This window comes from Mangrovibacterium marinum, assembly GCF_003046625.1.
GTDB lineage: Bacteria > Bacteroidota > Bacteroidia > Bacteroidales > Prolixibacteraceae > Mangrovibacterium > Mangrovibacterium marinum.
The window spans coordinates 15,563-39,452 of the sequence record NZ_QAAD01000002.1 but is presented as its reverse complement, the minus strand read 5'-3'; the positions used below and the strand labels follow the sequence as shown (position 1 = coordinate 39,452).

Here is a 23,890-nt window from a genome sequence, read left to right as displayed (position 1 = left end):
TGTCGTTCTTGTTCATTGTATATCTCTGATTTTCGATGTCGTATTCAATTTCATACCGTCAGAATAAGGATTTAGAAAAGGATTCTACGATGATTCGAATGACAAAGCGTGATCAAAGATGTCAGAAATAAGCGAACTCTTGATAGTGGAATGATGGCTGCGTCTGACTGGTAAATCAGTCGCAGTCAATAAGTCCGCACGAGCAGGGTTGATTTAGCGAAATAAACGGCTTCAAAGCCCGCTGAAAAGGCTATTTTTACCTGAATTTTGAAAATCAACAACCCATGATAACCGGAGAAATCAAATCACAGATTGATAAGATATGGACGGACTTCTGGACGGGAGGTATTGCCAACCCGCTCACCGTCATCGAACAGTTTACTTACCTGCTGTTTATCCGTCGGCTCGACGAGATTCAGCTGCTGAAAGAGAAAAAGGCGAACCTGGTAGGAGTACCCTTAAAAGATCCGATTTATACCGACGAACAAAAGGAGCTGCGATGGAGTTCGTTTAAAAATGCAGATCCTGAAGTTATGTACCACCTGTTTCAAAAGGAGAATGGTGTATTCGACTTTATGAAGAATGTGGGTGCCAAAGGCTCGGTGTTTGCCGGATTTATGAAAGGGGCCACCTTTATGATTCCCACGCCGCGCCTGCTTGATATGGTGGTGCAGCAGATCGACAAGATTAAGATGGAAGACCGCGACACCAAGGGCGACCTGTACGAGTACCTGCTGTCGAAAACGGCTACGGCGGGCACCAACGGGCAATTCCGCACGCCTCGGCACATTATTAAAATGATGGTGGAGATGATGCAGCCCAAGCAGGACGATACAATATGCGACCCGGCTTGCGGTACGGCGGGTTTCCTGGTGGCTGCCGGTGAATACATTCACGAAAACCACAAGGACTGGTTTAACGATGCGGCATTTCGCGAGCATTACAACAACGGCATGTTTACCGGTTCGGAGTTCGATGCTACCATGATGCGCATTGCAGCCATGAACCTGCAGCTGCACGGCATTGAAACGCCGACCTTGATTAGCAAGGATGCGCTGAGTGAAGCCAATGCCGATATGGACGACCAGTTTACGCTGATTCTCGCAAATCCTCCTTTTAAAGGAAGCCTGGACTACGACTCGGTGGAAAGCAGCATTCTGAAAAAGGTGAAAACCAAGAAAACGGAATTGCTCTTCCTGGGCCTCATGTTACGGGCCTTGAAAACCGGTGGCCGTTGTGCGGTGATTGTGCCCGATGGCGTGCTGTTTGGCTCGTCGAAAGCGCATAAGCAGATCCGTCAGGAGTTGGTTGAAGGGCAACGTTTGCAGGCTGTGATCTCGATGCCCAGCGGGGTGTTTAAACCTTATGCCGGGGTGAGCACAGCCGTACTTATTTTTACAAAAACCAACTCGGGCGGTACAGATAAGGTTTGGTTTTACGATATGCGAGCCGACGGCCTCTCGCTCGACGATAAGCGCAACCCGATTAAGGAGAACGATATTCCCGATATCCTGAAACGCTGGAGCGAACTAGAAAACGAAGCTAAGCGCGAACGTACCGAGCGGTCGTTTCTAGTGCCTTTTGCGGAAATTAAGGCAAACGATTGGGATCTCTCGATTAATCGCTATAAGGAAATTGAACATGAGGAAGTGCAGTTCGATTCGCCATTAGAAATTATGGTTGAGTTACGCCAATTGGATGCTGAACGTGCAGACGCTCTAAAAAAGTTGGAGGAGTTGTTGGGATGAAAGGTTGGAAATTTACAGAACTTAAGGATGTAACTAATAACCTAGACAGCAGAAGGATTCCTCTTAACTCGACTCAAAGAGCCGAAAAAGAAAGTAATCCTGTCTATCCTTACATCGGGGCAAACAATATCATGGGATATATTGACGAATATATTTTTGACGAGAAAATTTTATGTGTCGCAGAAGATGGTGGAAGTTGGGGGCGCAATGAGAAATGTGCAACAATATACAATGGTAAGGTATGGGTCAACAACCACGCACATGTCCTTACAGCTAAGAATAACTTGAATCTGGAGTTCCTTTTGTATTATCTAAATCATTCGGATCTTAATCTTTATATCAACGGAGCAACGCGAGGCAAGCTTACCAAATCTGCATTAAATTCTATTCAAATTCCACTCCCGCCATTACCAGTTCAGCAAAAGATAGCGGCGATTTTGGATGCAGCCGACGAATACCGGCAAAAAACCAAAGCCTTGGTGGCCAAATACGACCAACTCGCCCAATCGCTCTTCCTGGATCTGTTTGGCGACCCGGTTAGCAATCCGAAGGGGTGGGAGAAACAACCCTTGGAAAAATTGATGACAATTGTTCGTGGGGGGTCACCAAGGCCGATCGATAATTATTTGGGAGGATCTTACCCATGGATAAAGATTGGCGATGCAACAAAAGGAGATGATATTTATTTGCATAGTACCAAGGAGCATATTATAGAAGAAGGTCTTAAAAAGACAAGATTATTACCTCCGGGAAGTTTGATATTTGCGAATTGTGGTGTTAGCCTAGGTTTTGCGAGGATTATTTCTTTTGAGGGGTGTATTCATGATGGTTGGTTGGCTATGTCAGATATTGATGAAACAAAATTAGACAAGATATTTTTGTTGAAATCGTTGAATTCAATCACTGAATATTTTAGAAGGTCAGCTCCTGATGGTACCCAACCAAATTTGAATACATCAATTATGAAATCATTTGAGATGATACTTCCTCCATTAAAAAGACAAGTGGATTTCAAGGAGGCATTGGAGGTAATTTCATCTCAAAAAGCAAAAGCACAAGCCAGCCTGCAAAAAGCAGAGGAGTTGTTTCAAAGTTTGTTACAACGGGCGTTTAAAGGGGAGTTGGTATGAGTTAGGCTGCGGCTCCTTTTCGGGTGCGGCGAATTCCTTTTCGCCGCTTTTAAAAACGCCGGGAAGCGGATTTCCCGCCACCCGATTTGCCGGGAAGCGGAGTTCCCGCCACCCAATTTGTTCCCGGCAGCCGATGCTGTTGTAAAAAATGCGTATCTTTTTTTTAAAATGATAGCCCGACATGGAAAAAAAAGAACACTACAGAAACGATTTGCCCCATTTTCAGCAGCCCGGGCAAGCGTATTTTGTTACCTGGTGTTTGCTGGAGTCTGTCCCACCCAAAGCGTGTGCCCGGTATACCAAACGTTTGCAGGAGCTGGATAATCAACTTCAAATGCTGAAACAGCAGCGTGCGTCAAGCTACGTCATTAACAAAATACTGGCTGACTATCGTTCGACCCGGAAAAAGTATGTGGCCGCCTACAACCGCCTGCTCGACCGTGGCACACACCCTACCATTAACCTGGTGAGCGCAGAAAACCTCCCGATTATGCGCCAAACACTATCTTTTTGGAATGACAAACGAATTGAGAACATTGCTTTCTGTGTCATGCCGAACCATGTTCATTGGGTGTTGCGAACGTTGCCTGTCGATGAAGCCGGGAAGCCCGTTTATTTGCAGGATCTGATGCACTCGGTGAAGAAATTCATGGCTACCCAAATCAATCAGCTTGCCGGACGCCGCGGATCCATCTGGCAGCCCGAGAATTTCGATACCACTATCCGCGATGATGTGCATTTGTATCGTTCCGTAATGTATACGCTGAATAATCCGGTAAAAGCCGGGTGGGTGGACGATTGGCGGCAATGGCCTGGTTCGTGGGCGTGTGGTTGAATTTCGGGTTAGGCGGATTCCGGGTGCGGCGAATTCCTTTTCGCCGCTTTTAAAAAACGCCGGGAAGCGGAGTTCCTGCCACCCGATATTGCCGGGAAGCAGAGTTCCCGCCACCCAATTTGCCGGGAAGCGGAGTTCCCGCCACCCGATATTGCCGGGAAGCGGAGTTCCCGCCACCCGATATTGGGAGGCAACAAAAAAAATATATAAATTACGCCATTGCTTGTCCACGTTTTGCTTCGGGCTATCGAAGCACGCGCCGGCTTCACCCTAATGAATAAGTTTAGATGGCTTCAAATTTTGACTTTTTAAAGAATAACTGGTTTAAGATTGCGAATGATGCAGCAGAGGCAGAAAAGTATGCGTTTACGGCTCCAAAGTACGGAGCAATTTTGTGCCGAAGTGTATTGGAGCAAGCAGTCTATTGGTTATACGAGAACGAACATTCCCTCGAACTGCCTTATAAACCGAACTTGGTTGGCTTAATCAAGGATTTCCATTTTACCACTTTATTGGGGACTGGCTTATCAAAAGAAATTGATTTAATACGGTTGACCGGCAACAATGCTGCACATGGGAAAACTGTCAGCCGCAATGAGTCGCTAATTGCCTTAAAGTCACTATTCCACTTTTTAGGTTTCCTGAGCCGATATTATAGTGAAGATAACCCGGTCATTCCACCTTTTGATGAGACGTTGATTCCGGACGGAAAAGAACAAGAGAAGCAAAAGGCTGAACGGGATCGCTTGTTGCTGGAGTTGGAAGAGCAGCAGAAGCAATTGGTTGAGCAACAAAAAAGAGCCAAGGAATTAGCCAGTGAAAATGATCTGTTAAAGTTACAACAGGAAAAGCAACTAGAGATTATTGCTGAACGGAAAGCTCAGCGTGAGAAACTTTCGGTTGCTGAACAGGCAATCCCAGGAGGCCCGTCTGAGGCTGAAACTCGCAGGGCTTTTATAGATATTTTGCTCAAAGATTCCGGCTGGGAAAAATTGCGGAACGGTAGGGAGCTGGAATTTGAGGTGACAGGTATGCCGCTTTCTACAAATCCGAGCGGTATTGGTTATGCCGACTATGTGCTGTGGGGCGATGACGGATTGCCCTTAGCAGTTATCGAAGCAAAGAAGACCATGGTGGATCCGCGTAAAGGAAAGCATCAGGCTGAACTGTATGCGAAGTGCTTAGAGCAGATGACAGGGCAACGGCCGATAATTTTCTATACGAATGGCTTTGAAACGTACCTGTGGGATGATACTTTTTATCCGGAGCGTCAGGTTTCGGGATTCTATACAAAAGAGGAATTACAGCTGGCAGTTGACCGTCGTAAATCACGCACGGATCTGCGGACTTTCAAAGTTAATACAAGCATTGTCGGGCGACCGTATCAGCTTGAAGCAATCAAAAGGGTATCTGAAGCATTTGCTTATAAGTACCATTCGAAACTAAAAGGCAGATCCAGAAAAGCTTTATTGGTAATGGCTACAGGTAGCGGGAAAACCCGGACTGCAGCAGCCATGGTCGATCTATTTACCAAGTGTAATTGGGTGAAGCGCGTGTTGTTCCTGGCAGATCGGAATGCTTTGGTGACACAAGCAAAGAACGCCTTCAAGGAACATGTTCCGAATCTTTCAGCAATTGACTTAACCCAGGAGAAGGAAGATATTGGAACCCGGGTCGTGTTTTCAACCTATCCGACGATCATGAATAAAATTGATAGTCTGAAGATGGAAAACGGACGGTTTTATAGCCCGGGCCATTTCGATTTGATTATTATTGATGAAGCGCACCGCTCGGTCTACCAGAAGTATAAAGCCATTTTTGAATATTTTGACTCCTTGCTGATTGGTTTGACAGCAACACCAAAGACTGATGTAGACAGAAACACATACAGCTTGTTCGATATTGAGGATAATAATCCAACTTTTGCTTATGAGCTCAATCAAGCGGTTCGGGATAAATATTTAGTGCCGCCGAAGGCGTTATCAGTTCCTATAAAGTTTCCGCGTGAAGGTATTCGTTATAAAGATCTTTCAGAAGCGGAAAAAGAAGAATATGAAGAGAAGTTTGGAGATCCTACAGAAGGTGAATCACCTGATGAAATTGAGGGTAGTGCCTTAAATAGCTGGCTCTTTAATAACGATACTGTAGACAAAGTCCTAGAGTTTTTGATGACCAATGGGGTCAAAACGCATGGTGGTGATCAGCTCGGGAAGACGATTATTTTCGCTAAGAGTCATAAGCATGCGTTGTTTATTGAAGATCGGTTTAATAAAAACTATCCGGAGTACAGTGGTAAGTTCTTAAGGGTGATCGACAATTATGAGACGAAAGCTCAGGATTTACTGGAAAGCTTTTGTTTGCCAAAGGAAGAGATTGATCCGCAAATTGCTGTGTCGGTTGATATGATGGACACCGGTGTGGATGCGCCGCGTGTTGTGAATCTGGTATTTTTCAAACCTGTAAAATCAGCTGCTAAGTATTGGCAAATGATCGGCCGCGGAACCCGTCTGTGCCCCGATCTGTTTGCTCCTGATGAGGATAAAACTTATTTCCTGATTTTTGATTTTTGTGAGAACTTCGAGTTCTTCGATCAATTCCCGGAGGGTGTGTTGCAAACAGTAGGCAAGAGCCTTTCTCAACGGATATTCGAGGCCAAGTTAGAACTCGCACTGGCACTCGTTGCCGCAGAACAATCAACAGACGACGATCTGAAACATGTTAAAGTCTTGTTGGATGAGCTTCATCAGCAAATCGCAAATCTTAATCGTGAGCGTTTTATCGTTCGCAAAGAGATTCGCTATGTCGAAGAATTTAAGAACCGCGCCAGGTGGGAGTTGATAAGTCAAACTGACTTCGCCGAAATCTGTGAACACTTATCGAATCTTCCGGCACTAAATGAAGATAGCGATGAGCTGGCGAAACGATTTGATATGATCATCCTGGACTTGCAGCTTGCGATTGTCAACACATCACCTCGACAACAGAATTTGATCACAAGAATAGCCGGTGTAGCAAGAAAGCTGGTTAAGAAAAAGAATATTCCTGCGATTGCAGATAAGATGGTCACACTTAATGCTGTGCAAACTGATGAGTTTTGGTCAGAGGTTAATATGCGGCGACTGGAACAAGTGAGGACGGATATGCGGGAGTTGATCAAGTTTTTGGACCGCGATAAGACCAAGGATGTTTATACAAATTTCCAGGATGAAATTCACGATGCAGATATACAGGAATACGAGCTGATTCCAAAGGTCTCAACGATGCCTGGTTACCGGGAACGTGTCGAAAGTTTTGTTCGGAATAATGCCAGCTTCCTGGTCATTCAAAAGATCAAGAAGAATGAAGTAATCACGAAGGACGAACTCAAGCTGCTGGAGAATTTGTTGTTTGCAGATGGCCTTGGCACGAAAGACGACTTTAAAAAGGAGTATGGAGATCTACCTCTGGTGACGTTTATTCGCAGTATTCTGGGCTTGGATATCAATACAGCTAACGAGCTTTTCGCTGACTTCATTCAAAGTGGAACATTGTCGGCCGATCAGGTTACTTTCATTAATAGCATCATCAGTTATCTGACGAAAAACGGAACAATCGATAAAGCAATGTTATTTGAGCCTCCGTTTACCGATATCAATGATCAGGGGATAGTAGGTGTTTTTGATGATGGCCAGGTCGTTAAGCTTGTAAGTATTATTGATAAGATTAACGGAGCAGGAGATGCCGGAGTAGGGTGAATATGAGAGAAAACTGAAAGCCTATTATACTTGAAATTGAATCATTTTTGATAGTTCGAAATTGCTTCCTGTTCTTTTTGCATTGGCTGATATCGTTTAAGGTTTTCGGTGAATTACTGGAATAACAAGGATTAGGTTGATATGATGCTTATAACGTTTGTGGAAAAATTTGGATTTCATTAACGAAGATTCCACCCGATTTAAGGCAAGTAGATCATTTCCTTTTTGCGCTTGTGAGGGGTGCTTGCTCTGACGGCATAATTAATAAAGCTGCTCTTAAAGCACACATTAACAGGTTCCGAGTTAATATTTATTTGCATCTAGTTTTACGAATATCGCGACAAAACTGCGACAAGGAAAACAAAAAAGAGCTACGAAATAAATTCGTAACTCTTTGTCTTTCAATCTGTCGGGATGACAAGATTTGAACTTGCGACCCCTCGCCCCCCAGACGAGTGCGCTACCAGGCTGCGCTACATCCCGTGTTCTGATTAATGTGCTGCGAAAGTAAGTATTCCATCCTTTACTTCAAAATAAAAATGAATTAAAATCAGAAGAATTTTAAATAAACCAAATCTATGAGATATTCAATATTATTGAAGATCTGAATGTTGAAATTAGCGAGCTTAAGTGTATTTTTGTCTGAAAAATTATTAAAGCGTAAAACATGTTCAAGTCATTAGATCTTAGTGAAAGTGAAAAATCAAATACAAATCCTGCTGAAGGAGCTGAAAAGGTAAGATGTTTAATTGTAGGCTCCGGTCCGGCTGGATATACGGCAGCAATTTATGCGGCACGTGCCAATCTGAGTCCCGTAATGTATGAAGGCTTGCAGCCCGGCGGTCAGTTGACAACAACCACCGAAGTGGAGAATTTCCCCGGTTATCCCGAAGGTATCACTGGGCCGGCTATGATGGAAGATTTGAAGAAGCAGGCTGAGCGCTTCGGAACCGATATTCGCTTTGGCTTGGCTACGAAGGTTGACTTCTCCGGGGAGATTCACAAAGTTTGGATTGATGATAAGAAGCTGATTGAGGCTGAGACGGTGATTTTGGCAACCGGAGCAACGGCCAAATACCTGGGGCTCGAAGATGAGCAAAAATATGCCGGTAGTGGTGTTTCGGCCTGTGCAACTTGCGATGGTTTCTTTTATCGGGGAAAAGATGTGGCTGTTGTTGGTGGTGGCGATACGGCTGCTGAAGAGGCCATGTATTTGGCCGGCTTGTGCAATAAGGTCTATATGATTGTTCGTCGCGATGAGCTCCGTGCTTCCAAAGTGATGGCCGAGCGTGTGCAAAATACAGCCAATGTGGAGATCCTGTGGAAGCACCAAACCAAGGGGTTATTTGGTAATGGTGTGGTTGAAGGAGCTACGCTGGTGAAGAATAAAGGAGAAGAAGGAGAGGAAGAGGTGAAAATCAAAATCGATGGTTTCTTCTTGGCTATTGGCCATAAACCCAATTCAGATTTTGTAGCCGAATATTTGGACACCGACGAGGTTGGATACATTAAAACAATTCCCGGAACTTCGAAAACCAACGTGGCTGGTGTATTTGCCTGTGGCGATGTACAGGATTCGCACTACCGGCAGGCGGTTACTGCGGCCGGCTCGGGCTGTATGGCTGCTATTGATGCCGAGCGGTATTTGTCCGAAAAAAACGCCTAAGCCGCCTTGCTGATAAAACAAAAAATCCCCTCGGAATTTGCTCCGAGGGGATTTTTTTATTGTGTTGTAAACGTGATTTTCGAACTACAGGTGTCCCATAGCCTGAATCTCTTCGCCGCTATATTCGCCGGCAGCTAATTTGTCGCGTACTTCAGCAAAAGCTTTAATGGTGTATGCAACATCTTCCAGGCTGTGTGTTGCTGTCGGGATCAAACGAAGGATGATTTCACCTTTCGGGATAACCGGATAAACAACAACCGAACAGAAAATCTGGTAATTTTCGCGCAGGTCAACAACAACGTTGGTTGCTTCAACAACGCCACCTTTCATGTAAACCGGAGTTACCGGCGTGTTGGTGCGGCCCAGGTCGAAACCTTCAGCTTTCAATCCCGATTGAAGGGCATCAACGATTGTCCATAGTTTCTCGCGCAGCTCAGGTTTGTTTTTTAACAATTCCAGGCGTTTTTGAGCTCCGATAACCAAAGGCATTGGTAATGATTTGGCAAATGTTTGCGAACGCATATTGTAGCGAAGGTAGTTTACCACATCGCGTTTAGCTGCAACAAAAGCACCGATTGAAGCCATTGATTTGGCGAAAGTGCAGAATAAGATATCTACTTCGTCCTGAACGTGGAAATGTTCGGCAGAACCGGCGCCGGTAGCACCCATTGTTCCAAATCCGTGAGCATCGTCAACCAACAGGCGGAAGTTGAAGTCTTTTTTCAGTGCGGCAATCTCGTCCAATTTTCCAAGGTCGCCCGACATACCGAAAACACCTTCGGTGATAACTAAAATACCACCACCTTGTTTTTCGGCTAATTTGGTAGCACGCTCCAGTTGTTTTTTGAGGTTTTCAATATCGTTGTGCGGGAATACATAACGTTTACCCATGTGCAAACGAACACCATCCAGAATACAAGCGTGAGCTTCGCTATCGTATACGATCACATCGTTACGGCCACATACCGCATCGATAATCGAGAGCATCCCCTGGTAGCCGAAGTTTAACAGGAAGGCATCTTCTTTATTTACGAAAGCCGCCAGGTCGTGCTCCAACTGTTCGTGATAGTTGGTTTGCCCCGACATCATGCGTGCTCCCATTGGGTAAGCTAGTCCCCACTCAGCAGCTGCCTTGGCGTCTGCTTCGCGAACTTCAGGATGGTTCGCTAAACCGATATAGTTGTTTAAACTCCAGGTCAGTACTTCTTTACCCTGAAATTTCATGCGAGGTCCGATTTCACCTTCCAGCTTGGGGAATGCGAAATAGCCATGAGCCCGCTTCATATACTGGCCGATATTTCCTTTGTTAGATGTAAACTTATCAAAAATATCCACTTCTATTTGCTTTAAAATTAAACGGTACAAAAGTAATTTTTTTTAATCACTCTCCAAATCTGTTAAATTATACTAAAGCTTTCCGTTTAAAGAGTTTTCTTCTCTATTTTAGCGTTCAATTTTTAATAAAAATGTATCTTTGCCGCCATGCTAAAAAGTCTGAAGAAATACGGATTCATAAGTCTGATGTTACTGCTGTTAACAACGGCTTGTGGCGATTTTAACAAGATCGTAAAAAGTACTGATTACGAATTTAAATACAAAAAGGCTCTTGAATACTACGAGGACGGCGAGTATGTTCGTTCGTCAACTTTATTGAAAGAGCTGGTGAATATATATCGGGGAACCAGCCGGGCTGATGAGGTCTATTATTATTATGCCAAAAGTTTCCTGGGCATGCAAGATTACATGATGGCCGGACACTGGTTCCGGACCTTGCTGAACGAGTTCCCGAAAAGTAAATACGCCGAAGAATCGCAATATATGGTGGGCTATTGTTTTTACCAGCAATCCCCCAATCCGCGGCTCGATCAGCAAGTGTCGCAACAGGCCATTGATGCCCTGCAATTATTTATTAACCTGTATCCGCACAGCGATAAGGTTGAAGAGGCCAACCGCCTGATTATTGAATTGCGCGATAAGCTTGTTTTCAAATCCTATCTGACCGGTAAACTGTATTACGACCTGGAAAACTACAAGGCTGCAACTGTTGCCTTGACCAATTCGCTGAAAGATTTTCCGGATACCAAGTATCGCGAAGAGCTGATGTTTATGTTGCTGCGGGCGAAGTATTATCTGGCAACCAGATCGGTAGAGGAAAAAAAGGAGCTTCGTTTAAGCGATGCTTTGGATGAATATTTTACCTTTGTCGACGAATACCCCGGTAGTGACCACCGAAAAGAGGCTGAAAAGTTCTACAAAACGCTGGCCAACTTATTACATTACGAAGAAGATATTAATTAATATTAGAATATGGATTTCAAAAAGATCAAAGCTGAAAGCACTACAGTTCCACGAGATTTAACGCAGTTGGAATCACAAACAGGCAATGTTTATGAGACTGTTATGATTCTTGCCAAACGTGCCAACCAAATTTCTTCGGAAATGAAGGAAGAACTGAGCCAAAAATTGCAGGAATTTGCTTCGTACTCTGATAATCTGGAAGAAGTTTTTGAAAACCGTGAGCAAATTGAAATTTCAAAGTACTACGAGCGTTTGCCTAAGCCTACTTTGATTGCTTGCGAAGAATATAAACAAAAGCAGATTTATCACCGTAACCCTGCTAAAGAAAACCGCAAAGGATTATAATTTCAGATTGAAAGCTTCTGTTTTCTTGTCGCGTCTGAAGGCCACTGAATTATCATTTGTTGTCATTGTTGAAGCTTAGATTTCGCAATCACGATTGAATGATAAGAAGGAACGGCTGAGCAGGACGTTAATAAGAAAGAAGCAAATAATCGTCAAACAAAAAATACAGCCTTTATGAGGCTTCAAGGAAAACATATCATTTTAGGTGTAACCGGAAGTATAGCTGCCTACAAGGCGGCTTATCTTTTAAGGTTACTGGTGAAAGAAGGCGCCGAAGTGCAGGTGGTGATGACCCCAGCAGCCAAAGAGTTTATTACCCCCGTTACGATGAGTGCTTTGTCGACCAGACCGGTTGCCTCTGAATTTTTTGCCGCAAACGATGGTACCTGGCACTCGCATGTCGATATGGGAATGTGGGCCGACTTGATGTTGATAGCCCCGATAACGGCTGCCACGATGGGGAAATTCGTCACCGGAATTGCCGATAACCTGTTGGTGACAACTTATATGTCGGCTAAATGCCCGGTAATGATTGCACCTGCCATGGACCTGGATATGTTTCAGCATCCTTCAACATTGAACAATCTGGAGACCTTGAAGTCGTTCGGGAATATCATCCTGGAGCCTGGCGAAGGAGAGTTGGCCAGTGGCCTGCATGGTAAAGGCCGGATGCAGGAGCCCGAAAAGATTGTTGAAGAGGTTGTCGCTTACTTCGACGAAAAAAAAAAGCTTCTGAATAAGCACTTCCTGGTAACGGCCGGACCTACTTATGAGAAGATCGACCCGGTGCGTTTCATCGGCAATTTTTCATCGGGCAAGATGGGCTTTGCGCTGGCAGAGGAGCTGGCACAGCAGGGAGCCCGTGTGAGCCTGGTTTGCGGACCGGTAAGCCTGCAAGTTCAACATCCCAATATTGAGCGGATTGATGTAGTGTCGGCAGAGGAAATGAAACAAGCCGCGCTGGAAATATTTCCTCAAACCGATGGCGCGGTGATGTGCGCCGCCGTAGCGGACTACCGGCCCAAATTTCCGGCAACAGAAAAAATCAAACGACAAAATTCCGACATGACCATTGAGCTGGAGGCCAATGATGACATTGCCGCCTGCCTGGGCCAAATGAAAAAGGAAGGGCAGGTATTGGTTGGTTTTGCGCTCGAAACCCGCGACGAGCAGGCCAATGCACTTAAGAAAATGAAACGCAAAAATCTGGACTTCATCGTCTTGAATTCCTTACAGGATAAAGGTGCCGGTTTTGGCGTGGATACCAACAAAATTTCCATCTTAACAAAAGACAATAAAGCGATTGATTTTCAGTTAAAGATGAAGACGGAAGTAGCCTGCGATATTGTCGATCAGCTGGCAAGCTGTTTTTAATTACCGTACGACTTCCGGATTTTTATCTTAATTTTACTTCATCGCCCTAACGAACTGCTATGAAGAAACTGAGTAGTCTGCTTGTCGTTTTTATACTTGCGCTTTCCGCCGTACATGCGCAGGAATTGCGTTGTAATGTGAGTGTTTCAGCTTCCAAAATTCAGGGAGTCAATCGAAATGTCTTCCGTACAATGCAGGCCGATTTGTACGAGTTTATGAACAACCGAAAATGGACCGATCACGTTTACGATATCGACGAACGTATTGAGTGCAACATTTTTATTCAGCTCGACGAGATGATCTCGTCCGACGAGTTCAAAGGCTCGATGACCGTACAGCTGCGCCGCCCCGTCTTCAATTCCACCTACGAAACAACCTTACTCAATATTAAGGATAAGGAGTTCCGCGTGCGTTACGAAGAGTTTCAGCCGATGGATTTCAACATCACCTCCAACAGGGATAACCTGACCAATATTATGGCCTTCTACGCCTATATTATTATTGGTATGGATTACGATTCGTTTGCCCCGGAAGGAGGAACCGAGTATTTCCAGAAAGCGCAGCAGATTGTCAACAATTCGCAAAGTTCGATTTATGCCGGCTGGAAAGCTTACGAGAGTGAACGAAATCGCTATTGGCTGGCCGAGAACTTGCTAAATCGCTCGTACTCCGGCTTTCGACAATGTATTTACCGCTACCATCGGCTGGGGCTCGATCTGATGAGCGACAAGCTGGAAGATGGACGCTCGGAAATTGCCGAGTCGCTGCGGTTGTTGCAGCGCGTGTATCGAAACAGACCCAATATCTACCTGTTTCCCATATTTTTTGATGCCAAAGCCGATGAACTTGTAAACATCTTCTCGGGTTCCTATACCTCCGAAAAGGATCGCGTATTGTCGATATTGAATGAGATTGATCCGTCGAACGGGTCGAAATACGAGAAAATTAAGCAGGACAATACCTTCAATTTAGATAACGAATAAAAAGAATCACAGGTGCTTTTAGAGTTGCATATTTCCAATTATGCCCTGATCGATGAACTGCATATTCAGTTTTTCAAGGGCTTCAATATTATTACGGGGGAAACCGGTGCCGGGAAGTCGATTGTGTTGGGAGCCCTGGGCCTTGTTATGGGGCAACGCGCCGATCTGAACGTCTTGCGGGATAAAGAGCGAAAATGTACGGTTGAAAGTATTTTCAATATTCAGGATTACCGGTTGCAGGCTTTTTTCGAGCGCGAGGAGTTGGATTACGACGACCAAACGATCTTGCGTCGCGAGATTAGCCCCGCGGGAAAATCGCGTGCTTTTATTAACGATACGCCGGTGACCTTGAAGGTACTGCAAGAGCTGGCGGTGTGTTTGATTGATATTCACTCGCAGCATCAAAACATGCAGTTGGGGAATCAATCTTTTCAGATGAACCTCGTCGACTTGGTTGCCGAAAACAGCCTGCTTTTAGAAGAATACGGTCAATCATTTCGTGCCAGCCAAAAGCAAACACAACTTTTAAAGAATTTACAGGAAGAGGCCGGGAAGGCGAAAGCTGATCTGGATTATTTTCAGTTTCAGTTTCAGCAACTGGACGATGCCCGCTTAAAAAGTGGCGAGCAGGACGAACTCGAAGCCGAGCAGGCAACCCTGGAGCATGCCGAGGATATCAAAACAACCTTTGGACAGTTTGCGACCGATATGGATGGCGACGAAGGGGCTTTGTTGGTTCGTTTAAAAGAACATATCAGTCAGTTTGCTAAGTTGGCGGATGTGTTGCCCAAAGCCAGCGAGCTAACCGAACGGCTCGAATCCTGCTATCTTGAATTGAAAGATTTGGTTGGAGATAGTACCGATGTGGCCGAAAGTACGGAGCACGATTCGGCTCGCATTCAGTTTGTTGCCGATCGTCTGGATACCCTTTACACCTTGCAGCAAAAATTCCGGGTCGACTCGGTAGATGAGTTGTTGCAACTGAAAGATGAATATGATCAGAAGATTAGCCAGATTGGCTCTTTTGATGAGGAAATAGAAGCGGCAGCCAGCCGGTTGAACGAGTTGAAAGCCCGGGTGGATGAACAGGCCGCCGAGTTGAGCACGCGTCGGCGGGCGGTGGCTGCAAAAATTTCACAGATGGTGGAGCAGGGGCTCCAAAAACTGGGCATGGAGAATGCCGTCTTTCGCTTAAAATTCGACGACCTAAAACAGCCCGGCCCCTGGGGAACGGATGATCTGAGTTTCACCTTTTCGGCCAATAAAAATGCGCCGCTTCAGGACATCGCCCGGATTGCGTCCGGTGGTGAAATTTCGCGGGTAATGCTCGCTCTAAAGGCATTGGTTGCCAGTAGTAAGTCGCTGCCGACAATTATTTTCGACGAAATTGACACCGGAATCTCCGGCGAGGTGGCTCTGAAGATGGGAGCAATTCTGAAGGAAATGTCAACCGATGTGCAAATCATCAACATTACCCATCTGCCGCAGATCGCCGGCAAGGGCGAACATCACTTTAAGGTTTATAAATATGACGAAGCAGACCGCACCTATACATCCATTCGGCAATTGGGCGTTGATGAACGGATTGACGAGCTGGCGCAAATGCTGAGTGGAGCCAATGCTTCGGAGACCGCCCGAAAAACAGCTCGCGAACTGTTGGACTAAGGGGATCTCAAATGGATTTAACGAGCGGGTGATGCCGAACCGCCCGCTCCGCTCATTAAATATGAAGTTGGGTTACAAGCGTGATTCCAGAATTTCACTTACTTCTTTTGGGCCAATGTCGCCGTGTTCTCCAACTTTGTATCCTCGTTGCTCGAAACGTTCCGCAATTTTACCGATGGTTTCAGAGGGCACATCATAATCGGGAAGTTTGGTTTTGATGCCGACTGATTCGAAAAATTCCACGGTTTTGGCAATGGCTGCGTCAATTCGCTCATTCGTTGTACCCTGGTTGATGCCCCAGATGCGCTCGCCGTACTGCAGCAGTTTAGCTTCTTTATTTTCGCGTTTTAAATCCATCATTCCCGGCAGAACAATAGCCAGCGTGCGGGCGTGGTCAATGCCATGGTAAGCCGTCAGTTCGTGGCCAATCAGGTGGGTGGCCCAATCCTGCGGAACACCAACAGCAATTAGTCCGTTTAGTGCCATGGTAGCGCTCCACATAAAGTTGGCAGCTGCATCGTAATCGTTGCGGTTGGCTAGTACTTTGGGGCCTTCTTCGATTAATGTGTGCAGAATACCTTCGGCCATGCGATCCTGCAAAGGGGCATTCACCGGGTAGGTTAGGTATTGTTCCATCACGTGGACGAAAGCATCAACAACACCATTGGCAACCTGACGGTCGGGAAGCGAAAAGATCACTTCCGGATCGAGCACAGAAAACTGAGGCATCACCATCGGCGAACCGAATGCCAGCTTTTCCTGGGTTTCGATACGCGAGACAACCGAGTTGCCATTCATTTCCGAGCCGGTTGCGGGTAGCGTAAGCACTGCACCGATGGGCAAGGCGGCTTTCACTTCAGCTTGTTTGGCCAGAATGTCCCAGGGGTCGGCACCTTCAAAACAAACCGCAGCGGCGATAAATTTGGTGCCATCCAGCACCGAGCCGCCGCCCACTGCCAGCAGATAATCAATTTGCTCATCTTTGCAGATCGCCACGGCTTTCATCAGTGTTTCGAATTTTGGATTTGCCTCAATGCCGCCGAACTCCAAAATGTTAAAACCGTTTGTGGCTTCTTTAACCTGTTGGTAAACACCGTTTTTAAAAATACTTCCTCCGCCGTAGGTCAGCAAGATTTTACTGTTCGCCGGAAGTTGTTCCCGAATTTGAGCGATTTGTCCTTTGCCGAACAAAACCTTTACCGGGTTTTGAAATGTAAAATTGTTCATCGTTTTAAATTTTATACTTTTTATGGCTATCTTCAAAGGTATAAAATCAGCGGCATTGTTCCCGTTAATAAGTTTTAAAGCTTTACTTTTACCCGAAAATACGTACCATGGAGTTTCCCGAAAAGGCTGAATTAATTGAACGTTACCAAAAGTATACCGACCAGGAGTTGTTACATATCCTGAAACATCCCGAAGGCTATCAGGATCTTGCACTGGAGGTTGCGCGCGAGCTTGCCCACGATCGAGGTCTCAGCCCGGAGGAAGGGAAAGCTGCCGGGGCATCTTCCCGGGGAGGGATTTTCCCGCGTTTTACCGATGCCGCGAAGGCCCGGAACTTGATTAAAAGTATTCAGCGCCTGTTTTATTTTGTTGCGTTAATTCCATTCATTACCGGTGCGCTAAGTTTTGCTGATGGCTATCCGTCGCTGGCGCTGGTGTATGGCGGTATTGCTGTTTTGTGGGCTGCCGTGGCGTTTTTCGCCGTTCAGCGCAAAAAGCATCAGATGGTGTTGTTCCAGTTTTTGCTGCTTATTTTTATGCTTGTTACCCGCTACATGACAACCGGTTTTCCGCCCGCGGTGCAAACGGTCGACTGGCTGATTTACGGTATCATTCTGCTTAGCATTGTTTATCTGCTGGTTTATTTTAAAATTCTGATCCGCGATTACCTGCGCTAGGGCAGCTTCGGCTTTCGGTCAACATACGGCCCTCTGGCGCAGCTTACCTGTTTTAATCCGTTCTTAGTCGATTGGGACGCGGAGGAGGAGTTTTTTCGAACTAGCTTTAAGCCGTCATGAAAATTAATATGCGCCTGTTTATTTCAATATGCTGGATTCTGATGTTGGGAATCTCTTTATCGTCCTGCAACTACGCTCGTGTTGAGGATGAAGAAGAAAAGATTTTCGCCCCTGGAACCTTCGATAAGTTATACGTAAAGGGAAATTTCAACATTCTGCTCGAACAAGGTCCGCAGAGCGGTTTGCGGATTCGGGGGCTGAAAGAAACGCTCGAAACCGTTGATGTGAAAAGTGATCCTTCCACCGGATGGCTTCGTTTAACCCGCGATAAATTCAGTTTGAATAGTCCCAGAGTGATCCTTCGCTTTCTCGATCTGAACCAGATTCGCATTGAGGGCGGGGCAACGATTAAAACCGACGGTTATCTGGATTTGCAGGATTTGGCCGTTAGCGTTGAAGGTGGTGCCAATATTAAAATGAAGATGAAAGCCCGTAAGCTCGACCTGAGCGGGGAGGGTGGTGTTGTTTACGAGCTGCAAGGCGTGAGCCGGCAGCTTACGGCTCGCTTGTCGGGGGCGTCGTATTTGAAAGCTTCCGAATTTGAAACCGACACAGCCGATATTCATATCGAGGGGGTGGGCTTTGCTGCGATCCATGTAAACCAATACCTGAATGCCCGCTTGGAAGGAATGGGTAAAATAAGCTATTCCGGTACGCCGCAGGTGAACCAATCGGTTGATGGGCTTGGCACCATCGAACAGCAATGAGCCTGTTGTAGCTTCAACTCCCGCAAGCAAATTGTTGCACTGTGCGGGGCAGTCCCACCAGACTATTCGTTCCTGTAAACTCGCCCGGCATGAAAGATTGCAGTCCGTAACTTGCCGACATCGTTAAATAATCGAGCTGTGCCCACAGTTCGGCTTTTCCACTGAATGTTGGCGAACGTAAAGGCCGAGCAGCTTTGCCATGTTCAATGGGAGGGAGATGATGAGGGGTGCCAAATGCACATTTTTAGCGGATGTTGCTGACCGTATACAGCCTTGCTTTCCGATATTCATTTCGCCTGTTCACTGGCTGGCGAGCTCTGTTTTGTTTATCTAAATCTCACTCTTAAGCTTTTTTAAGCTTGATTTTTCATCATTATTGCTATTTTTGGGAATCACGCGAAAAAAAATCAGAAAACATTAATTGAATAAGTAATCTAAAATATCTAAAAAAGAATTGTTTATGAAACGTATTTTATTAGGAGTTGTATTCTTGTTGGGGGCTTTCACCGTATTTGCGCAGGATGCAGCAGAATTGATTAACCAAGGGAACGACGCATTGACGGCAAAAGATTATGCCAAAGCTTTCGAATTGTACGACAAAGCGATGAATAATCTGGGAGAGGTACAGGTTGACGACGCCATCAACTTTAATATTGGCTTTGCTGCCATGCAAGCTGAGAAATACGACGCTGCCGTAAAATATTTCGATAAAGCGATTGCCGCAGATGCCAACAAGGCTTCGGCACTGGAATATAAAGCGAACTCGCTGGCTAAATTGGATAAAGACGATGACGCGATTGCCGCTTACAAAGAAGCAATTGCTGCTGCTGATGCCGACAAAGCTCCTGCTTTGAACTACAATGCAGGGATTGTTGCCTACAAAGCGAAAAAATATGCTGCGGCTGCAACCTTCTTCGCTGCTGCCGATGCCGGTGCTTACAACAGCGAAAATGCGATCTTCTATCAAGCGATGGCTTTGCGTAAGTTGAAAAAGAACGACGAGTATAAAGCGGTATTGGTAGCTGGAGCTGAAAAATTCCCGGGTAACGATAAAATTACAGGTGCCCTGGCCAATGTTTATGTTGGCGAAGGGAACTCGCTGTATAAAAAAGGTGTGAAGATCCTGAATGGTGCTAACCAGCAAGTTCAGGCCGGAACCATCAAAACAACGGATGAGGCTTATACAAAGGCTGTAGCTGATTCTAAAGTGGAGTTCCAGGCGGCTTATGATGTACTGCAAAAAGCCGTTGCTTTGGATGCCGGAAACGCCAATGCGAAGAAATTGATTGAAGCTTGTAAAACAGTATTGTAAGCGATCTTCATGAGAATATATGAAAGGGTGAGCCAATGGCTTGCCCTTTTTTGATGTCCGTTGCCCAATGTCGGCACGTCCCGCTAATCATTGTTAAATCGGGGTACGGACGATAAACCGAACAGGCCTTCGTTGCGGAATGCTTCACGCATTTATGCTGCCTGCCGAGCCGGGGAAATTAGCTGGATCGTGAACTTGAAAATGGATAAACCCATCCAGGAACAGGGGCAATTGATGAGGGCAACGGATAAAAAACGCAACTAACGGAATAAATACTTCAGGCTGATGCGGGCTGCAAAGCTGCGGGGCATAGCCGGGTAATAGTACCGGGGCTGTTGTCCTCCAAACGAAGAAGCATTGATTAGCAGCATCGACGCATACTTTTCATCCAGTAGGTTCAGTGCCGATGCGCTGCAATTCAACTCGAACTGTTTCCAGCTTTTTTTGTAGCTCGCGGTTACATGAACCACCTGCCAGGCATCGGCATAAATCCTGTTATCGTCGCGTAACGGGATCGCGCCTGTATACCGGTACTGAATCAGTAGCCGCAGCTTTTGCAGCCAGCTCGAATCCAGCGCCACGCTGAATCGCTCTTTGGGACTTCCGGTTAAATCGTTGCCACTGTAGTCGTTTGTATCATCTACGAAGTTTTTAAAGCGATAGGGACTGTAGCTTCCGCTAAACTGAAACTTGCTGCTTATTGTTGGCTGATTGATCCATCGGTAGTTCAGTCGCAGTTCAATTCCGGGGTGCTCACTTGTTCCCGCATTTATTCCCATATAAGCATCTTCCGCAGTCCGGCGGGCAACCAGCAGGTTTTCGATCTTCATGTAATAAACCGAAAGATCGTAATAAAGAGAAGTGCCGATCGTTCCCCGGCTGCCCAATTCGTAGTTCCATCCTGTTTCGGGTTGAATGTCCGGGTTTCGTTCACCGTCGGGAAGCAGCGTTTCCTCCAGGCTGGGAGGCGAAAAGCCATGACTCATTGTTGCATAAAACGCGACAGCAGGCGATACGGAATAGCTTGCAGCAAGGCGAGGGGAGACCACCGGATTGAAACGATGGCTGGCCGATTGGTCGCCGTCGTTAGTTTGTTGGTCGCCATAGCGATAGTTGGTTGTATTCAGGTTGATGCCTCCCGATAGTCGGAGCGTTTCGGTTTTGAGCAGGATTTGCGCAAAGAAGTTGGCATAGCTGCGCTTCTCCTTGTTGTCGCTCAGGATCCTGCGATGGTCAGTAGCCTCGAATGTGTGCCAGTTGTAGTTTTCCCAAAAGCTTTCGTTGCCCAAACTGGTGGTCAACAGGACGGCGTTTAGTGGATACTCTTTTTCGATAATTGCGCGAAAGCCCTGGTAGTGGTTGTCTTCTTCGAGAAAGTTGAACGGACGCTGCTCTTCCTGAGCCTTTCGCTGGCCAAAAAGGCTGATCGTACTGTTTAGGCCATGATGCCAGTTCGACTGCACCGACAGGCCGGCGAGTTGCTTTTGATAATCTTCATAACCTTTTATCGCAGCCCAGTTTGCAGCAGCAGCTCTCGGATTATCGTGAAAGGTATCCCAGTCGAGCGAACTGGGGATGAAGGCTTTCAGATCGGTTTGCAACAAGATGAGCTTAAAGCGATGATCTTCGTTACGAAACGTTCCAAGATAGCTGAAATTACTTCGCTCGGTCTCATTATTCTCCCGATAGCCATCCGCTTGTAACCGATCAATAAAGAAGGCGTGGCTCCAGGACGTTTCCTTCAGGCGGATGCCAGCCCGGTAGTTTTGGCGGTTATAGCTTGCCAGGCTTCCTTCGGTATAAAATCCGCTGTTTTGCCGGTCATCCGTCCGGATGAGGATGGTGCCTCCCAGTCCCGAGCCGTAATAGCCCGAGCTGGGGCCTTTTACAACTTCAACCAATCCAATCAGCGAAAGATCCAGATCTTCCAGCGTGGTTTCGCCACTCCCGTTGGTCAGGGGGATCGATTCGAAATAGGCCCGTACCTTGTTGGAGGCGTAGGGCGATCGGCTGCCAACACCGCGAATGCTCAGTCGGTTGGTATTCAGGCTGCCACTTTGCATATCGACGCCGGGCAGCTGATTGAGTACATGGTCGATTTGTTGCGAAGGAACAGCCGAAATCTCTTCGTTGCCAATCAGGCTGATGGCTCCGGGCGTTTCAGTTAACCGTTGTCCATAGTGGAAGGCCTGCACCCTGATTTCGGTAAGTTGAATACTGTCGGCAGGTGCCTTGTTTGCTTGCCGGCCATTTGTTTGGGCCGGAAGCGGTCCCCAGGCAGTCATAACAAGCATGGCTGCCCCCAGAAGGCCGGTTGGCACTAGTCTTCGTCTTTTATTTTTTTCGGTTTGCAGAGTTTGTCTTCTTTTTTGGCCTTGCTTCCGCACTTTTTACATCTGTATTTCGGGTTTTCCGGTTCTTTGTAGTCGTCTTTCTTACATGCTGTCTTTCCCATTCTTGCTATTCCTCTTTCTCTTTAATGATCGGCGGGAACCAGCGAACTTAAAAATCCTGTTCCCGGTGAGTTAAAACAACCTTCAGCTTGAAATTGTTCTCCAAATGCCTGGCCATTTGTTCAGCTGCATACACCGAGCGATGTTGGCCGCCGGTACAGCCAAAGCTGACGGAAAGATTGGTGAAACCACGTTTTTGGTAAACTCCCACCGACTGATCGACCAAAGCGTAAACATGCTTCAGGAAATCGGCAATCTCCGAGCGGCTTTCCAAAAAGTCGATTACCTCCTGGTCTCTGCCGGTCAGCTGCTTATATTCGTCGTAACGACCCGGATTGTGAATGGCCCGGCAATCGAACACATAGCCGCCCCCGTTTCCTGACGGGTCCTCGGGCAGTCCCTTTTTGTACGAGAAACTGCACACACGAACGGTGAGCTCTTGTTTCTGCTGCCCGATTTCGCGCAGGTAATCCGATTCTGAAACAGCCTTTAAAACCTTGAAAAGCTCCTTGAGCGGAACCGGAATGCTGTGATTGGCCAACAGATAGTCCAAGTTGTCCAGCGCAAAAGGAATGCTCTTCAGGAAATGTTCTTTTTTCTCGTAAAAACCACGGAAACCATAAGCGCCCATGGCCTGCATAATGCGAATCAGCACATAGGCCGAGTAAAAAGCCTTGAAACGATCGCGATCCACGGCCTGGTATTTCTCCAGTTCATCCAGGTAGAAGTCCAGCAGCTGGTTGCGAATATCCTGTGGGATATCCGCCTTGGCATCGTAAAGCAGCGATGCCAGATCGTACTGCAGCGGCCCTTTACGTCCGCCCTGATAATCGATGAAAGCAACTTTGTTGTCGCGAAGCATAATGTTGCGCGACTGGAAATCGCGGTACAAAAAGTAATTGTTCTCAGCTTGCAACAAGTATTGGGTGAAAGTCTTGAAATCGTCTTCCAGCAGTTGTTCGTCGAAGGGAATTTTGGCCAGCTTCAGAAAGTAATATTTGAAATAATTTAAGTCCCACATCATCGATTGCTCATCGAAGGCAGCACGCGGGTAACAGGCGCTGTAGTCAATGCCCTGGCCAGCAAAAATTTGCAGCCGGGGGAGTTCTTGCAAAACACGCTTGTAGACCTGCACAATCTTCGGCGAAAAACCTTCGCGCTCACGCGTCTTACTCAGATAATCGAAGAGGGTTAAATCGCCCAGATCTTCCTGTAAGTAGCAGGTCTCGTCGGCATTGACAGCATAAATTTCCGGAACCGGCATCCCCTGGGTAAAAAAGTGATGGCTAAAGCTGATGAAGGCGCGATTTTCCTTCACATCGGCATTGTAGGCGCCAATAGCCTGATGGTTTTTACTTTTCATCCGGCAATATTCGCGATAGGAGCCCGAGCCCGGCAATAATTCAAAGGCGGTCATTTCTTCGCCAAAATGATTTTCGTATAAGCCAATAACTTCTTCTTTTATCTGTAAATCCACGGGAATATGATTTAGCGTTTTATACCTTAACGATCGATGATGATCTATGGCTTTTGCGTCAACAAAGACCATTGCAGGCAAAGATAAAAGATTTTGCGGGCGACCCGCGGGAACGGGAAGCAGGTTTACGGTCCTCCTG

General features: G+C 46.3%; 17 protein-coding genes and 1 tRNA gene. 13 read left to right on the top strand and 5 right to left on the bottom strand.

Going from position 1 to position 23,890, the window contains the following annotated elements; genetic code table 11:
* Window positions 1-284 precede the first annotated feature (284 nt).
* From C8N47_RS01965 to C8N47_RS01945, 4 genes are all read left to right on the top strand, one after another.
* Complete coding sequence (locus tag C8N47_RS01965) at window positions 285-1,748, top strand: type I restriction-modification system subunit M (RefSeq protein WP_107820847.1); 1,464 nt, start codon at window positions 285-287, stop codon at window positions 1,746-1,748.
* Window positions 1,745-2,878, top strand: a complete 1,134-nt coding sequence (locus C8N47_RS01960) for a restriction endonuclease subunit S (protein ID WP_107820846.1) — start codon at window positions 1,745-1,747, stop codon at window positions 2,876-2,878. Before C8N47_RS01965 ends, C8N47_RS01960 begins: the two co-directional genes overlap by 4 nt.
* Window positions 2,879-3,059: 181 nt before the next feature.
* Entirely contained in the window at window positions 3,060-3,713 is a 654-nt protein-coding gene (locus C8N47_RS01950; RefSeq protein ID WP_107820844.1) for a transposase, read from the top strand.
* A 287-nt stretch (window positions 3,714-4,000) separates the two neighbouring features.
* Window positions 4,001-7,447 carry a DEAD/DEAH box helicase family protein gene (locus C8N47_RS01945; RefSeq protein WP_107820843.1) on the top strand — a complete coding sequence of 1,149 codons (3,447 nt, stop codon included), beginning with the start codon at window positions 4,001-4,003 and terminating at the stop codon, window positions 7,445-7,447.
* A 409-nt stretch (window positions 7,448-7,856) separates the two neighbouring features.
* On the opposite strand, the gene C8N47_RS01940 is transcribed toward C8N47_RS01945, so the two are convergent.
* Window positions 7,857-7,930 (bottom strand) — tRNA-Pro (locus C8N47_RS01940).
* Between the two features lie 184 nt (window positions 7,931-8,114).
* On the opposite strand from C8N47_RS01940, the gene trxB reads away from it, so the two are divergent.
* Window positions 8,115-9,113: a thioredoxin-disulfide reductase gene (gene trxB / locus C8N47_RS01935; protein WP_107820842.1), complete on the top strand. Its 999-nt coding sequence runs from the start codon at window positions 8,115-8,117 to the stop codon at window positions 9,111-9,113.
* Between the two features lie 84 nt (window positions 9,114-9,197).
* Here the strand turns inward: trxB and C8N47_RS01930 are convergent, their stop codons facing one another.
* Complete coding sequence (locus C8N47_RS01930) at window positions 9,198-10,478, bottom strand: aminotransferase class I/II-fold pyridoxal phosphate-dependent enzyme (RefSeq protein WP_245915654.1); 1,281 nt, start codon at window positions 10,476-10,478, stop codon at window positions 9,198-9,200.
* A 117-nt stretch (window positions 10,479-10,595) separates the two neighbouring features.
* Between C8N47_RS01930 and C8N47_RS01925 the strand changes: the two genes are divergently transcribed.
* The 5 genes from C8N47_RS01925 (at window position 10,596) to recN (ending at window position 15,778) form a co-directional block, all read left to right on the top strand.
* Window positions 10,596-11,411 carry an outer membrane protein assembly factor BamD gene (locus tag C8N47_RS01925; protein WP_107820841.1) on the top strand — a complete coding sequence of 272 codons (816 nt, stop codon included), beginning with the start codon at window positions 10,596-10,598 and terminating at the stop codon, window positions 11,409-11,411.
* A gap of 9 nt (window positions 11,412-11,420) precedes the next feature.
* Entirely contained in the window at window positions 11,421-11,756 is a 336-nt protein-coding gene (locus C8N47_RS01920) for a DNA-directed RNA polymerase subunit omega (protein WP_107820840.1), read from the top strand.
* A gap of 174 nt (window positions 11,757-11,930) precedes the next feature.
* The gene (coaBC, locus tag C8N47_RS01915; RefSeq protein WP_107820839.1) at window positions 11,931-13,130 is read left to right on the top strand and encodes a bifunctional phosphopantothenoylcysteine decarboxylase/phosphopantothenate--cysteine ligase CoaBC; all 1,200 of its coding nucleotides are present in this window, start codon (window positions 11,931-11,933) and stop codon (window positions 13,128-13,130) included.
* 59 nt (window positions 13,131-13,189) lie between these two features.
* A complete protein-coding gene (gene porD, locus C8N47_RS01910; RefSeq protein ID WP_107820838.1) occupies window positions 13,190-14,113 on the top strand; it encodes a type IX secretion system protein PorD in 924 nt (307 codons plus the stop codon).
* A 12-nt stretch (window positions 14,114-14,125) separates the two neighbouring features.
* Complete coding sequence (recN, locus tag C8N47_RS01905) at window positions 14,126-15,778, top strand: DNA repair protein RecN (RefSeq protein ID WP_107820837.1); 1,653 nt, start codon at window positions 14,126-14,128, stop codon at window positions 15,776-15,778.
* A 72-nt stretch (window positions 15,779-15,850) separates the two neighbouring features.
* Here recN and C8N47_RS01900 read toward each other — a convergent pair whose 3' ends face one another.
* Window positions 15,851-17,005 carry an iron-containing alcohol dehydrogenase gene (locus tag C8N47_RS01900; RefSeq protein WP_107820836.1) on the bottom strand — a complete coding sequence of 385 codons (1,155 nt, stop codon included), beginning with the start codon at window positions 17,003-17,005 and terminating at the stop codon, window positions 15,851-15,853.
* Between the two features lie 107 nt (window positions 17,006-17,112).
* Between C8N47_RS01900 and C8N47_RS01895 the strand changes: the two genes are divergently transcribed.
* The 3 genes from C8N47_RS01895 (at window position 17,113) to C8N47_RS01885 (ending at window position 19,821) form a co-directional block, all read left to right on the top strand.
* Window positions 17,113-17,682 carry a hypothetical protein gene (locus tag C8N47_RS01895; protein WP_107820835.1) on the top strand — a complete coding sequence of 190 codons (570 nt, stop codon included), beginning with the start codon at window positions 17,113-17,115 and terminating at the stop codon, window positions 17,680-17,682.
* Window positions 17,683-17,798: 116 nt separating this feature from the next.
* Window positions 17,799-18,509 carry a head GIN domain-containing protein gene (locus tag C8N47_RS01890; protein WP_107820834.1) on the top strand — a complete coding sequence of 237 codons (711 nt, stop codon included), beginning with the start codon at window positions 17,799-17,801 and terminating at the stop codon, window positions 18,507-18,509.
* Between the two features lie 460 nt (window positions 18,510-18,969).
* Window positions 18,970-19,821: a tetratricopeptide repeat protein gene (locus tag C8N47_RS01885; protein ID WP_107820833.1), complete on the top strand. Its 852-nt coding sequence runs from the start codon at window positions 18,970-18,972 to the stop codon at window positions 19,819-19,821.
* Between the two features lie 260 nt (window positions 19,822-20,081).
* Here C8N47_RS01885 and C8N47_RS01880 read toward each other — a convergent pair whose 3' ends face one another.
* Both C8N47_RS01880 and C8N47_RS01875 read right to left on the bottom strand, forming a co-directional pair.
* Complete coding sequence (locus C8N47_RS01880) at window positions 20,082-22,142, bottom strand: TonB-dependent receptor (protein ID WP_107820832.1); 2,061 nt, start codon at window positions 22,140-22,142, stop codon at window positions 20,082-20,084.
* 181 nt (window positions 22,143-22,323) lie between these two features.
* Entirely contained in the window at window positions 22,324-23,751 is a 1,428-nt protein-coding gene (locus tag C8N47_RS01875) for a RapZ C-terminal domain-containing protein (RefSeq protein ID WP_245915653.1), read from the bottom strand.
* Window positions 23,752-23,890 lie beyond the last annotated feature (139 nt).